Origin of the sequence: Herbaspirillum seropedicae (assembly GCF_001040945.1) — a bacterium.
Lineage (GTDB): Bacteria > Pseudomonadota > Gammaproteobacteria > Burkholderiales > Burkholderiaceae_D > Herbaspirillum > Herbaspirillum seropedicae.
On sequence record NZ_CP011930.1, the window covers coordinates 2,867,663 to 2,880,612 of the forward strand.

At 64.9% G+C, this 12,950-nt stretch carries 11 protein-coding genes; 3 read left to right on the forward strand and 8 right to left on the reverse strand.

Annotated elements, in window-relative coordinates; translation table 11 throughout:
- Positions 1–199 precede the first annotated feature (199 nt).
- The 4 genes from eutC to eat form a co-directional block, all read right to left on the reverse strand.
- Entirely contained in the window at positions 200–1,069 is an 870-nt protein-coding gene (gene eutC, locus ACP92_RS12545; RefSeq protein ID WP_013234494.1) for an ethanolamine ammonia-lyase subunit EutC, read from the reverse strand.
- Positions 1,066–2,472: an ethanolamine ammonia-lyase subunit EutB gene (locus tag ACP92_RS12550; protein WP_013234495.1), complete on the reverse strand. Its 1,407-nt coding sequence runs from the start codon at positions 2,470–2,472 to the stop codon at positions 1,066–1,068. Before ACP92_RS12550 ends, eutC begins: the two co-directional genes overlap by 4 nt.
- Positions 2,473–2,555: 83 nt before the next feature.
- On the reverse strand, positions 2,556–3,878 hold the full coding sequence (locus ACP92_RS12555) for an HAD family hydrolase (protein ID WP_013234496.1): 1,323 nt from the start codon (positions 3,876–3,878) through the stop codon (positions 2,556–2,558).
- A 49-nt stretch (positions 3,879–3,927) separates the two neighbouring features.
- Positions 3,928–5,310: an ethanolamine permease gene (gene eat / locus ACP92_RS12560; protein ID WP_013234497.1), complete on the reverse strand. Its 1,383-nt coding sequence runs from the start codon at positions 5,308–5,310 to the stop codon at positions 3,928–3,930.
- A gap of 192 nt (positions 5,311–5,502) precedes the next feature.
- Between eat and ACP92_RS12565 the strand changes: the two genes are divergently transcribed.
- From ACP92_RS12565 to ACP92_RS12575, 3 genes are all read left to right on the forward strand, one after another.
- The gene (locus ACP92_RS12565) at positions 5,503–6,501 is read left to right on the forward strand and encodes a helix-turn-helix domain-containing protein (protein WP_013234498.1); all 999 of its coding nucleotides are present in this window, start codon (positions 5,503–5,505) and stop codon (positions 6,499–6,501) included.
- Between the two features lie 64 nt (positions 6,502–6,565).
- Positions 6,566–7,633: an alpha/beta fold hydrolase gene (locus ACP92_RS12570; protein WP_041311898.1), complete on the forward strand. Its 1,068-nt coding sequence runs from the start codon at positions 6,566–6,568 to the stop codon at positions 7,631–7,633.
- Positions 7,634–7,700: 67 nt separating this feature from the next.
- The gene (locus ACP92_RS12575; RefSeq protein WP_013234500.1) at positions 7,701–9,572 is read left to right on the forward strand and encodes a peptide transporter; all 1,872 of its coding nucleotides are present in this window, start codon (positions 7,701–7,703) and stop codon (positions 9,570–9,572) included.
- A gap of 4 nt (positions 9,573–9,576) precedes the next feature.
- On the opposite strand, the gene ACP92_RS12580 is transcribed toward ACP92_RS12575, so the two are convergent.
- The 4 genes from ACP92_RS12580 to ACP92_RS12595 all read right to left on the reverse strand — a co-directional run bounded on the left by ACP92_RS12580 (position 9,577) and on the right by ACP92_RS12595 (position 12,897).
- The gene (locus ACP92_RS12580) at positions 9,577–10,017 is read right to left on the reverse strand and encodes a YkgJ family cysteine cluster protein (protein WP_041310768.1); all 441 of its coding nucleotides are present in this window, start codon (positions 10,015–10,017) and stop codon (positions 9,577–9,579) included.
- Positions 10,018–10,092: 75 nt separating this feature from the next.
- On the reverse strand, positions 10,093–11,118 hold the full coding sequence (locus tag ACP92_RS12585) for an ABC transporter substrate-binding protein (protein ID WP_013234502.1): 1,026 nt from the start codon (positions 11,116–11,118) through the stop codon (positions 10,093–10,095).
- Positions 11,119–11,215: 97 nt separating this feature from the next.
- Positions 11,216–12,085 (reverse strand): ABC transporter permease, encoded by an 870-nt coding sequence (locus ACP92_RS12590; protein ID WP_013234503.1) that lies wholly within the window; start codon positions 12,083–12,085, stop codon positions 11,216–11,218.
- Positions 12,086–12,105: 20 nt separating this feature from the next.
- Positions 12,106–12,897 carry an ABC transporter ATP-binding protein gene (locus ACP92_RS12595; protein ID WP_013234504.1) on the reverse strand — a complete coding sequence of 264 codons (792 nt, stop codon included), beginning with the start codon at positions 12,895–12,897 and terminating at the stop codon, positions 12,106–12,108.
- Between the last annotated feature and the right edge of the window lie 53 nt (positions 12,898–12,950).

Consider the following 12,950-nt stretch of genomic DNA (forward strand, 5'->3'; position numbering starts at 1 on the left):
GGCGGGGCTTGCCTGCAGGACCAGCCGCCGCCAATGCCTTGACTCCCGTTCGGACTGAGTAGCCGCACCAGTGCGGCGTATCGAAGACGCACCGACGGAGAATCTTCGATACGCGGCAAAGCCGCTACTCAGTCCGAACGGTTATCGAGGCATGGTCCTGTCGCAATCCGCGGCTGCGGCTGAGGCTGAGACTGAGACTTCAGGCGTCGCCTAGCAAGAAATTGCGCCGCACGTCCAGCGCCTCCCCCTCACTGGCCGTCTCATCCTTCAAGGCCACGCCCGACAAACTGCGCTGGTGCGCCTGCGCCATCAGGTAATGCAGCTTGTAGGCCGCTTCCGGATAGGGCAAGCCTTCCGGGCGCACATTGGAGATGCAATTGCGGCTGGCGTCGGTGAGTCCGCGTGCGGGCATCCAGGTCAGATACAGGCCCATGCTGTCGGGCGAACTCAGTCCGGGCCGCTCGCCGATCAGGATCACCACCAGCTTCACGCCCAGCAACTCGCCGATCTCATCGGCCACCGCCACCCGCCCCTGCTGCACGATCACCGGCGGCGCCATCGACCATCCCTCCGGGGCGATCCGCTTCATCAGCTCGGCCAGGAAGGGAGCGGCATTGCGCACGATGGCCAATGCCGACAGTCCATCGGCAATCACCAAGCCCACATCGTAGCGCCGCTGCGGCTGGGTGCCGAAAAGTTCAAGCAGCTGCTGGCGCGATGGTTCCGACAGCTTGCGGCCAAAGTCAGGTCGCTGCAGATACACCAGCCGATCCGCTGCGGCGCTTTGCACATCCAGCACCTCTTGCGCAGCGCAGACGCCCTGCTCCTGCAACTGCGCCTTCAGCGCAGCCACATCCAGCGGCAGGTGCACCGCGTCGCGCGCCTGCGCGTGCGCCAGCTGGAAGGCCAGTTGCGGCTGCGTCGGCAAGCTCACGCCGCTGCGCCCCAAGGCAATGCGGGCCGCGGTAAAACGACGCAGCGCTTCCCACGGATTGGCCGTGACCGTTTCGGCACCGGGGCTGGCGTTTTCTGCACATTGGGGGGAAATGTTCTTGTCGTCCATGGTCATTGCAGGCGTAGCAAGGTCTCGCGGAAACCGGGCGGCATGTCGGCATGCAGGCGAAACGCCTGATCCTCGCCACCGGGGTTGAAGATCTGCATCCGGTGCAGCCAGTCCTCGAACTCCGGCGCTGGCCGCGAACCCAGCACACGCCGGGCATACAGTGCATCGTGGAAGGACGTGGTCTGGTAGTTGAGCATGATGTCGTCCGAGCCGGGAATGCCCATGACGAAGGTGCAGCCGGCCACGCCCAGCAGGGTCAGCAGCACGTCCATGTCGTTCTGGTCGGCCTCGGCATGGTTGGTGTAGCAGACATCGCAGCCCATGGGCAGGCCCAGCAGCTTGGCGCAGAAATGGTCTTCCAGTCCGGCGCGGATGATCTGCTTGCCATCGTAGAGATATTCCGGCCCGATGAAGCCGACCACGGTATTGACCAGCAGCGGCTTGAAGGCGCGCGCCACCGCATAGGCGCGCGCTTCGCAGGTCTGCTGGTCGATGCCGTGATGGGCGTTGGCCGACAGCGCGCTGCCCTGGCCGGTTTCGAAATACATGACGTTGTCACCCACGGTGCCGCGCTGCAAGGACAGCGCCGCCTCGCGCGCCTCGCCCAGGAGGGCCAGGTCGATGCCGAAGCCGCGATTGGCCGCCTCGGTCCCGGCAATGGACTGGAACACCAGGTCCACTGGCGCGCCGCGCTCGATGGCCGCAATCGTATTGGTGACGTGGGTCAGCACGCAGGATTGGGTGGGGATCTCGTAGCGCGCAATCACGTCGGCCATCATCCCGACCAGCTTGACCACCTGCGGCACATTGTCGGTGGCGGGATTGATGCCGATGACGGCGTCGCCATTGCCGTACAGCAGGCCGTCGAGCATGCTGGCGGCGATGCCGCTGGCGTCGTCGGTGGGGTGATTGGGCTGCAGGCGGGTGGACAGCCGGCCCGGCAGGCCGATGGTATTGCGAAAGGCCGTGACCACGCGGCATTTCTTGGCCACCAGGATCAGGTCCTGGTTACGCATGATCTTGGACACCGCTGCGGCCATCTCTGGCGTGATCCCCGGTGCGACTGCCGCCAGCACCGCGCTGTCGGTGTCATCGGCCAGCAGCCAGTTGCGGAAGTCGCCCACCGTCAGATGGGCGATAGTGGCAAAGGCGGCGCGGTCGTGGCTGTCGAGGATGAGCCGGGTGACCTCGTCCTCTTCGTAAGGGATCAGCGGCTCCTCGAGGAAAGTCTTCAGCGGCAGCGCGGCCAGCGCCATCTGCGCAATGGCGCGCTCCTCGGCGCTGCCTGCGGCCACGCCGGCCAGCAGGTCGCCCGAACGCGCCGGGCTGGCCTTGGCCATCAGTTCCTTGAGATCGCGAAACACGTAGCTGGCGCTACCTACGCTGTGCCGGAAACGGTGTTCGGCCATGATGATGCTCCTCCTGAATCACCGCCGCCCTGGGTGGCGGCGGTGTGTCACGCCCCTAAGCGGCCGACTGGCTGACCAGTGGGTCAGCTGGTCAGCAGTTGCGGCGCGGTCTTGCCGTACTTGATGCTGGCTTCCGCCGGCAGCCAATTGCCGGTCGATTCCTGGCGGCCCTGCAGCAGGAAGCGCGGCCTGCCTGCATTGATCTGCTCGGCCGCGAGTTTGGACAACTCGCCGATCTTGCCGTTCTTCATGCGGTTGACGATGAAGCCATAGCGGGTCTCGGGGAAGTCGCGCAGCATATCGTAGTCGCCATCGCTGTCGCCGGCCACGAACAAGGGACCATAGCCCTTCTGCGCCACCAGCACCTGCCTGATGGCCACCGTCTTGCCCGGTCCCCAGGTCAGCGGCCAGTCCTTCAGGTAGGCATTGCGCAACACTTGCCCGTTGCGCTCCAGGCGCAGGCCGATGATGTTGTCACGACTGACGTGATAGCCATACTTGGGATGGGTGGCGAACACCGCCACCACCTCTTCCAGAGAGGCGGTGCAGACATAGACATCGATGCCATTGCGGCGCAGCGCGTCCATGAGCGTCGCGATCTCGGTGCACAACCGGATGCCGTGGAAATGCGACACGCTCACCACGCCCGCCCTGCCCGGGCGTTGCGCCGGGCTGGTGTACTTGACCTTGGTCAGCGCCGCGCCCAGGGCGGCATCGTTGGAAGCCTCGGCCAGCGCGCTCACCTCGGCCACGCTCATGTTGGCGAAGAAGTAGATCACCCAGGGATAGCCGACCGCCACGCCGTGGGTATCGTTGACGGCTTCATAGAGATAGTAGAGCTTGGCGCGGAAGTCCTGGAACTCCGGCGTGGCGCTGACTTCTTCCAGCGACTTGCTGCCGGCCATGCCCTTGTAGTTGGCGTAGAGGAAGGCATAGTCGGCATCGAGGTCGGCGCAGATGGCTTCCAGGTCCACGACCTCGCCAGCCGCATTCTTGAAGTCCTTGCTGAAGGGACCGGGCGGCACGTTCTGCCGCGTGATGGCGGAAAACTCGGCCGGCGTCAGCTTGAAGGACAGCGTGTTGATCTGGTGCATCAGCAAGGCTTCTTCGCAGTCGTTCATGATGCTGGTGTTGTCCCAGTCGAACACGGCGTAGGGGCGTTTGCTGCTCTGGTAGCCCGCGGCCAGCTTGCCATGCTCGGCAATCATCTGCGCCACCATCTCGTGATTGCGCGCGGCCCACTTGGCGCGGTCCAGCGCCACTTCGGCGCGTGCCGCGGCCTGGCCGGGCGTGGCGATAGTGGCCAGCGCCCCGCCGGCAGCGGCAGCCAGCAGGCCGCCCAGGAAGCCACGGCGCTTGAGGGTGGGTGCGGCGGTATCGGTCGTCGGTTTGTGATTGTTGTTCATGATGGCCCTGTCGAGTTATCGGTATATCGCTATAAAAGATTTATATCGTTCAGAATTCCGCAACGGCCGCCGCCCCTTCGGCGCGCTGGCGCGCCGTGGCCAGGAACCAGGCATAGCCCAGCGCCAGCAAGGCCACGAAGATGCCGAAGATCAGCGGGTTGTAATAGATCATGGTGGCCATGCACACCAGCGCACCGAACAAGGCGAAGGCCGGGAAGTACGGGTACAGCGGTGCGCGGAAGGGCCGCTCCAGGCCGGCCTCGGCGCGGCGCAGGCGGAACAGCGAAAGCATCGAGAGGATGTACATCAGGATGGCGCCGAACACCGACATGGTGACGATATTGGCGGTGAGGGTCTGGCCGCCGATCTTGATCAGCTCATCGCTGTAGATGGCGGCGATCCCCACCACGCCACCGGCCAGGATGGCCCGGTGCGGCGTCTTGAAGCGCGGATGGACGCGGGCGAAATAGGCCGGCAGATAGCCTTCGCGGGCCAGCGCAAAGATCTGGCGCGAATATCCCAGGATGATCCCGTGGAAGGAAGCCACCAAGCCGAACAGGCCCAACCAGACCAGCATGTGCAGCCAGTTGCTGTTGTCGCCGACGATCAGCTTCATGGCCTGCGGCAGCGGGTCATTGATGTTGGCCAGCTTGGTCCAGTCGCCTGCGCCGCCGGCAAAGAGCATCACGCCAATGGCCAGCACGACCAGCGTGAGAATGCCGGTGATGTAGGCAATCGGAATGGAGCGCCGCGGATCCTTGGCTTCTTCGGCGGCCATGGCCACGCCTTCGATGGCCAGGAAGAACCAGATCGCAAAGGGGATCGCCGCGAACATGCCCGGCACCGCAGCCAGGCTGAAGCCGTCGCTGCCCGACCAGCCGCCCTTGGTGAAATTGGCCAGCGAGAAGCCCGGCGCCACCACCCCCATGAAGACCAGTAATTCAAAGATCGCCAGCAAGGTCACGAAGAGCTCAAAGGTGGCCGCGATCTGCACCCCCACGATGTTGAGCGTCATGAACACCAGATAAGCGCCCAGCGCCGCCAGTTTGGGGTCGATGTTGGGGAACTGCACATTGAGATAGGCCCCAATAGCCAGGGCAATGGCCGGTGGCGCAAAGACGAATTCGATCAGCGTGGCCGCCCCGGCCAGATAACCCCCGACCGGCCCGAAGGCGCGCTTGCTATAGGCAAACGGCCCGCCGGCATGCGGAATGGAGGTGGTCAGTTCGGTAAAGCTGAAGATGAAGGTGGCATACATGGCGGCGATGAACAGCGCCGTCACCGTGAAGCCCAGCGTGCCGGCGCTGGCCCAGCCATAGCTCCAGCCGAAGTATTCACCGGAAATCACCAGCCCGACCGCAATGGCCCAGAGCTGCAGAGTGGACAGGACGGGCTTGAGCGTATGGCCTTGCCCGGAAGAGCTTGCATTCATGGGATTCTCCTGTTGGCGCGAACGATAGGCCGCTATGTGTCGGCTGCTGTAGTGTCGGGCATGGCGCTTGCTTGATATCGATCAATACGCTGCCCTAGCGACGCAATATAGCAACGGCAAATTCGGCGGCGTTATCGAAATTCGGCAAAACTGCGCGGCTTGCGGGCCGCTGGTCGATCAAGGAGTCCGTCCATGTCCTCGTGCTTACTGTCCCAGCCTGACACACCTGCCACGCCCATCCAGCGGGCATTGCGCACCACCGTTGCGCGCGACGTGGATGAGCATGCCCACAACCTGACGGACTGGGAACAGCGCTACGACCAGATCACCTGCGGCAGTTTCGAAGGCGTATTGCAAGAGTGGCAAAGCGATGGCCTGCAGATCTTCCGCGAAGCCAGCAGCCGGGCGGTGCGCCAGTCCTGCCAGGTGTGGCCGGACGCCTACTGGTTTGGCATCGAGGCGCGCACCACGGGCATGCGCATCAATGGCCGCCAGGTTGGCGAGGATGTGGTGATGACCCGCCCGGGCGCCTGCGAATTCGAACTGGTCACGCCGGATGCGCATGAGATCTACGGCATCGTGGTCCAGCGCGACGCCTTGCAGGCCAGCGCTGCACGGCTGGGCTGCCAGCCGGACTGGCAGCGACTGGGCCAGGCCGAACTGCTCAAGGTCGACCATGGCGGACTGGAGGATTGCCGCCAGCAGATCGCCGCCCTGCTGGCCATGGCCGGCCAGGCCAGCGGCGCGCATGCGGCGCTGCAGCTGCGCCAGGAGGCGGTCCTGGTGGCGCTGCTGGCCATGCTGGATGAGGGCGAGATCGAGGCCGAGGCTGGCGCCAGCTTCCTGCGCCGCCGCCGCATCGTCAATGACGCCCGCGAGTTCGCCATGGCCCACCAGGACAGCCCGGTCACCGTACCCATGCTGTGCGAGGCGGTCCATGTGAGCCGGCGCACGCTGCAATACTGCTTCGAAGATGTGCTGGGCATGAGCCCCATGAGTTACCTGCGCTCGCTGCGCCTGAACGGCGTGCGCCGCGCCCTGTGCCATGGCGATGGCCGCCAGGCCGTGGGCAGCATCGGTGACATCGCAGCGGCCTGGGGCTTTGCCAATTTCAGCCAGTTCTCCTGCGACTACAAGAAGCTGTTCGGCCAGACGCCCTCGGCCATGCTGCAGGCGCGCACGCGGCATTGAGCACGGCCCGGTTTTCGGGCTATATTGCCGGGCCATGCATGTGCATGCCGACCCGCCACCCGCCATGATCCTCTCTCGCTTGCGTTCGCTGCCTGTCCTGCCCTTGGTCACGCTGTTCATGGCGCTCACGATGCTGACGGCGATCACGGCCCGCTCTGCCGACGCCGCTCCGGTCGCCCAGCCACTCACCCTGCCCGGCCCCACGCCCTACACCCTTACGCTGTACGCCAATGCCGACCTGAGCCACCCGCCTGCCGCGCTGCAACGGGCGGTGGTGATCGTCCACGGAATCAAGCGCAATGCCGACGATTACTTCGCCATCGGCCAGCGCCTGCTGACGGCTGCGCAACTGTCACCGGCCACCACCCTGCTGCTGGCCCCACGCTTCATGACCGCCAGGGACAGCGGGGCCTCGGCGCAGATGGCGCTATGGGCGGGCGATGCCTGGATGCAGGGCGCAGCCTCAAAGGACGGTGTGACCGGCATAACGAGCTTCCAGGCGCTGGACGACCTCCTGCGCTGGCTGGCCGATGCCGGGCGCTTCCCGGCCCTGCGCGAGATCGTGCTCATCGGCCACTCCGCCGGCGCGCAACTGATGCAGCGCTACGCGATGTTGAACAGCCTTGACGAAGCCCTGCAACAGCGCAACATCCACCTGCGCTATGTGGTCTCCAGTCCGTCATCGTATCTGTATGCCAGCCCGGAACGTCCCGACGGCAACGGCTTTGCGCTTCCCAAGACGGCGGCCTGCCCGGACTACGACGATTATCGCTATGGCCTGCAGCAAGCGCCGCCCTACCTGGCCCGGCAAGAACTGGACGGCCCCCGGCTGTTCGCCCGCTATGCCGGGCGCGACGTGCGCTACATGGTAGGCCAGCACGATACCGATCCGCAGCAGCGCTTCCTGGACCGCAGCTGCGCCGCAGCGCTGCAGGGCGCCAGCCGGGTGGCGCGCCAGCTCGCCTACGTGGCTTATGAGCAGTTTCTGGCGCAGCGATGGCAGCGCCCGGTGCGCCACGAACAGCGCCTCATTCCCGGCGCGGCGCATGGCGCCGAGCGGCTCTTCGGACGTCCCGAGGCGGTCGGCTGGATCTTCCCCGGCCATGCCTCCGTTACCGCTGGTACAGAGTAATGCTGGTCGGCCGCCTGCCGACGCGGCACAATGCGCCCTGCCCCTCTGTTGACGACGAGACCATGCCATGACGGCCAGCCCTGCCCCCGCGTTTTCCCTCGATAACTTCGAGTACCTCTGCTACGCCCGCCAGCACGAAGCCGCTGCGCGGGAGCTGGTCAGGCTGCTGGCCCTGATCGACCGGCATTACGGCCAGCTGACCGGGCAATTCCCGCTGTCGGTCTCGCCAGCCGTGCCGGCGGCGGCGCTCGAACAGCACATCCTGAGCCGCATCACGAGCGCCATCTCGGCCCTGTTCTCGGACCCCAGCTTCCACATCAGTCCGGATGGCTTCGGCCAGCTCATCCACTTCCAGCGCTGGCTGGCCGCGCTCTTCGCGGCCAGTCCCTTCATCCATGCCGACCACATCCTGCGCGCACTCAATCCGGGCGGGCCGCAGGCGAAAACGGTGGAGGTCAAGCCGCTGGACCTGGTCAAGTTCTGCCTGCTCTACTCGCCCGAATCGGAACTGCCGCTGGACGTGGAAATGCTATGGGCGCAGAACCCGCCGCTGGCGGCCGCCCTGTTCCTGGCGCTGATGTCGCCCCGCTTCCTGGGCACGCCCGCCGCCCATTCCAAGCGTGAAGCACTGCTGGGCTGGCTGCCGGATCGGCTGCAACAGCTCGATTCGCTGGCCGGCCTGCCGGTGGCCGTGCTGCACGACGTCTACATGCATTGCAGCTACGCCGACCTGCCGCAACGCCACCGCATCAAGGGCGCGATCAACCAGCTGTTGCAGAAGACCCTGCGCAGTGAAGGCCTGGACGACCTGGACCAGGATGGCGCCGCCCGCGTGGATGGCAAGCCCATCATGCTGGTGCTGGTGGAATGGTTTTCCGGCGGACATTCGATCTATCGCACCCACTCCAAGACGATGGAAGCGGCGCGGCGGCATTTCCATCTGGTGGGCCTGGGCTTCGAGGCCAATACCGATGCGCTGGGGCGCGCCGTCTTCGATGAATTCATCGATCTGGGCAAGCCCTCCGACCTGATCGGCAGCATCCGGAGATTGCGCGAGATCGCCGGCCAGCGTCAGCCCCGGGTGTTCTACATGCCCAGCGTGGGGATGTTCCCGATCACCATGTTCGCCGCCAACCTGCGGCTGGCGCCGTTGCAAGTGGCCGGGCTCGGCCATCCGGCCACCACGCATTCCCCGCACATCGACTACATCAGTGTGGAAGAAGACTTCGTCGGCGACCCCGCCTGCTTCAGCGAGCAGTTGCTGCGCCTGCCCGCCGACGGCCAGCCCTACCGGCCCTCGGCGATCCCGTTCGAGATCCCCATACGGGAGCGCAGCGACCGGCCAGAGGTGCAGGTGGCCATCGCCGCCACGACGATGAAGCTCAATCCGCGCTTCCTGATGGCTTGCCAGCAGATCGTGGCGCTGGCGGCCAATCCGCCCGCAGGCCAGCCGGGGCGGCAGCTGCGGCTGCACTTCCTGGTGGGACAGGCGCAGGGCCTGCTGTATCCGCAGCTGCGACGGCTGATCCTGCGCTATGTGCCCAGCGCGCAGGTCTATGCGCACCAGCCCTACCAGCAATACCTGTCGATCTTCAACCAATGCGACATGTTCCTCTCGCCCCTGCCCTTCGGCAATACCAACGGCATCATCGACGCCTTCACGGTGGGCTTGCCGGGTGTCTGCAAGACCGGGCCGGAAGTCTTCGAGCACATCGACGAGGGCCTGTTCCGCCGCGTCGGGCTGCCCGACTGGACCATTGCCGCCACGCTGGACGACTACATCCAGGCCGCCGTGCGCATGGCCACCGACTATCCGGCGCGTAGTGCGCTGTATGCGCACCTGGCCGACCCGCGCGCATTGCAGAGGCTCTTCGAGGGACGGCCGGAATCACTGGGCGATGCGCTGATGGCGTTGTGCCGGCAAGACGCGCCGCAGTAGCGGCTCAGGCCGGCAGTCCGGGCGCGGCCTGTTGCGGCGGCAAGGCAGACAGCGCCGGCAGGCCCAGGGCCTGGCGGCGCTGCTGGCATACGGGATTGGGACGACCATCGGCCTCCCAGGGAGAGAATTCGCGACAGGTACTGGGCCGCCGCGGATAGATGCTGCAGCCCACGCCCGGCTGTCCCAGCTCACCTACCAGCGCAATGCAACGGCCATGGCCGTGTTCGGTGCCTTTCATGCAGGCCAGGCTGTCGTTGACCTTGCTGGTCAGTTCCACCGGCACCATGCCGCCGAGCCCATCGCTGAGCTCGCCGCAATAGAAGGACACGCGGAAATGCGCGCAGCAACCGCCGCAAGCGGTGCAGGGATTGTCGGGGGAGTCGGCCATGTCGGTGAAGAGGCGGTCTTCATCGATGATCCAGTGGAGGGCCTGATTCTCACGCATAAGAACGGTACGTCAGACAAAGATGCCATGATACGACAGCTGCGGCCTGCACCGCAGGCTGTCGCAGATCTGCGTTCAGCTCCCCTTGCGCTCCTTGAACGCCGGCACGAACATCTCGTGCCACACCGCCGGCTTGGTCTTGATGGTGCCGGCTTTGCTCATGAAGACCACGTATTGCATGATGTCCACCGGTGTCGAGGTGAACTCGGTACCAGGGTCAGCCAGCATCTGTTCCACTTCCTCCTGCGGCAGCTTCAGCTTGGACACGCGCAGGAAGATCTCGGCCGCACCCTTGCGGTTCTTGGCGATGTAGGCGTTGGCCTCTTCCTGCGCGGCCATGAAGGCCTGGGTCAGCTTGGGGTTCTTGTCGGTAAAGGACTTCAGCGCAAAGACCACGTCGATGGTGATATGGCCCAGCACGTCGGTGGAATTCAACACGCGGGTAATGCCGGGAGCCTTGGCTTCCTGGTAGGAGAACGGCGGCGAGGTGAAGTGCGCGGTGATCTCGGTCTTGCCCGAGACCAGCGAGGCCATCGCTTCCGGGTGCGACAGGCTCACCGTCAGCGGGTCCAGCTTGGCATAGTTCTCGATGCCGAAGGTCTTGGCGGCCGCCATCTGCAACAGCACCGCCGACAGCGAGGTCTTGATGCCGGGGATGGCGATCTTGTCCTTGGGCGTGAAGTCCTTCAGCGACTTGACGTTGGGGTTGTTGGTGTTGAGCCAGAGCGGCGAGGTCGACAGCGCGCCCAGGCCCACCACTTCCGAGCGCGGGATGCCGTGCGCCTTGGACCACAGCGTCACGAAGCCAGGTGCACCGGTGCCGGCAATGTCGAGGTTGCCGGCCAGCATGGCGTCATTGATGACGTTGCCGCCATCGAGCAGCACCCACTTGGTCTTGACCTCACCCAGACCCATGGCCTTGGCGTGCTTTTCCACCAGATTCTGGTCGCGGATCACCATCAGCGGCAGGTACAGCAGGCCATAGCCGTGTGAGATGCGCACTTCCTGGGCTTCGGCATGGGCCGTGCCGGATACGCCGGACAGCGCCAGGGCGCTGGCGATCATGAGGCTGGTGAAAGTGCGTCGGGTGTATCGTTGCATGCTTGTCTCCTGAAGGTCGTCAGTTTATCGGTCTTGTAGGGATGATGCGGGTCTTGTATGCATACAAGACCCTATGGCTTGATGAATGGCTACATGCTTAGTGCTGCATGCCCCAACGGCGGATGGTGCGCTTCTCGATCTGGGCGAAGATCAGGTTCTCGACCACCAGGCCGATGATGATCACGAAGAACAGGCCCGAGAACACATTGGCTGTTTCCAGCTGGTTGCGGTTTTCGAAGATGTACCAGCCCAGCCCGCCCGCACCGGAGGACACGCCAAAGACCAGCTCGGCCGCGATCAGCGTACGCCAGGCAAAGGCCCAGCCGACCTTCAGACCCGTGAGGATGCTGGGGAAGGCCGCCGGAATGAGGATGGATTTGACCAGCGAGAAGCGACGCAGTCCATAGTTCTGGCCCACCATGCGCAGCGTGTTGGAAACAGCGCGGAAGCCGCCATGGGTATTCAAGGCTACCGCCCACAGCACCGAATGCACCAGCACGAAGATGATGCTGCCGGTGCCCAGGCCGAACCAGATCAGCGCCAGCGGCAACAGCGCAATGGCCGGCAGCGGGTTGAACATGGAGGTCAGGGTTTCCAGCAGGTCATTGCCGATGCGCGAGCTGATGGCTACCGTGGTCAGCAGCCCGGCCAGCAGGATGCCCAGGCCATAGCCGACCAGCAGCGTCTGCATCGATACCGCCGCGCGCTGCAGCAGCACGCCGCTGCCGATGCCGGAGAGGAAGGCTTGCACCGTCTCGCTGAAGCTGGGGAAGAGCAAGGCATTGTCCAGCCAGCGGCCATAGACTTCCCAGATCGCCGCCAGCACCAGCAGGATCACGGTCTTGCGCAGCCAGCCCATGCGGTAGAGCGACTCGAAGGCCGACAGCGGGCGCTGGACTTCAGCGGTGGCGTGGGGGTTGGGGTCCACCAGGATTTCCGGGCGGACGAAGGGCAGATTGGTGTGCATGATGAGGTCTCCGGCGCGGCTCAGTGATGGGCGAACAGCATGTCGTTGATGCGGGTTTCCAGCTCGGCCTGGGCAGCCGTGCCAAGCTGGGACGGATCGATGCTGTTGAGTTCGGCGCGGACCTGGCCGGGATGGGGTGTCAGCAGCAGGATGCGGGTGCCCACGCGGATCGCTTCTTCAATCGAGTGGGTCACGAAGAGGACGGTGAACTGGGTGTCGTCCCACAGGCGCAGCAGCTCGTCTTGCATCTTGCGGCGGGTCAGGGCGTCGAGGGCGGCAAAGGGTTCGTCCATGAGCAGCACATCCGGCTCCATGGCCATGCCGCGGGCGATGGAGACGCGCTGCTTCATGCCGCCGGAGAGCATGTGCGGATAGCTGTCGATGAACTTGGCCAGGCCGACCTTGCTGATGTAGTACTCGGCACGCTCGGCGGCGGCACGGCCTTGCAGGCGGCCGCTGGCGTGCAGCGCGAATTCGACGTTCTGGCGCACGGTCTTCCAGGGCAGCAGTTGGTCGAATTCCTGGAACACCATCATGCGGTCCGGACCGGGCTCGTGCACTTCCCTGCCCTTGAGGCGGATCGCACCGGAGGTCGGCTGCAGATAGCCGCCGATGGCCTTCAGCAAGGTGGATTTGCCGCAGCCCGAGGGGCCCAGCAGGATGTAGCGGTCGCCCGGATGGACGTTGAAGCTCACGCTCTGCGTGGCGGTGACCAGTGAATCGGTGGTCTTGTATTGCAGGGTGACACGGTCGATTTCCAGCAGCGGGCGCGATGGATCGATGCTCGACGCACCTTGGGCATGGTCGCTCATGCAAGTCTCCAAATGATTTATAGGATTTATGTTGGAGAGGATGCTAGGCCGCG

Bases quoted from the DNA above. Each gene is read 5' to 3' on its own strand.
- ACP92_RS12550 (WP_013234495.1), bottom strand. From the start codon at position 2,472: ATGGCCGAACACCGTTTCCGGCACAGCGTAGGTAGCGCCAGCTACGTG.
- ACP92_RS12585 (WP_013234502.1), bottom strand. From the start codon at position 11,118: ATGCAACGATACACCCGACGCACTTTCACCAGCCTCATGATCGCCAGC.
- ACP92_RS12565 (WP_013234498.1), top strand. From the start codon at position 5,503: ATGTCCTCGTGCTTACTGTCCCAGCCTGACACACCTGCCACGCCCATC.
- ACP92_RS12590 (WP_013234503.1), bottom strand. From the start codon at position 12,085: ATGCACACCAATCTGCCCTTCGTCCGCCCGGAAATCCTGGTGGACCCC.
- ACP92_RS12555 (WP_013234496.1), bottom strand. From the start codon at position 3,878: ATGAACAACAATCACAAACCGACGACCGATACCGCCGCACCCACCCTC.
- ACP92_RS12575 (WP_013234500.1), top strand. From the start codon at position 7,701: ATGACGGCCAGCCCTGCCCCCGCGTTTTCCCTCGATAACTTCGAGTAC.
- ACP92_RS12580 (WP_041310768.1), bottom strand. From the start codon at position 10,017: ATGCGTGAGAATCAGGCCCTCCACTGGATCATCGATGAAGACCGCCTC.
- eutC (WP_013234494.1), bottom strand. From the start codon at position 1,069: ATGACCATGGACGACAAGAACATTTCCCCCCAATGTGCAGAAAACGCC.
- ACP92_RS12595 (WP_013234504.1), bottom strand. From the start codon at position 12,897: ATGAGCGACCATGCCCAAGGTGCGTCGAGCATCGATCCATCGCGCCCG.
- ACP92_RS12570 (WP_041311898.1), top strand. From the start codon at position 6,566: ATGATCCTCTCTCGCTTGCGTTCGCTGCCTGTCCTGCCCTTGGTCACG.
- eat (WP_013234497.1), bottom strand. From the start codon at position 5,310: ATGAATGCAAGCTCTTCCGGGCAAGGCCATACGCTCAAGCCCGTCCTG.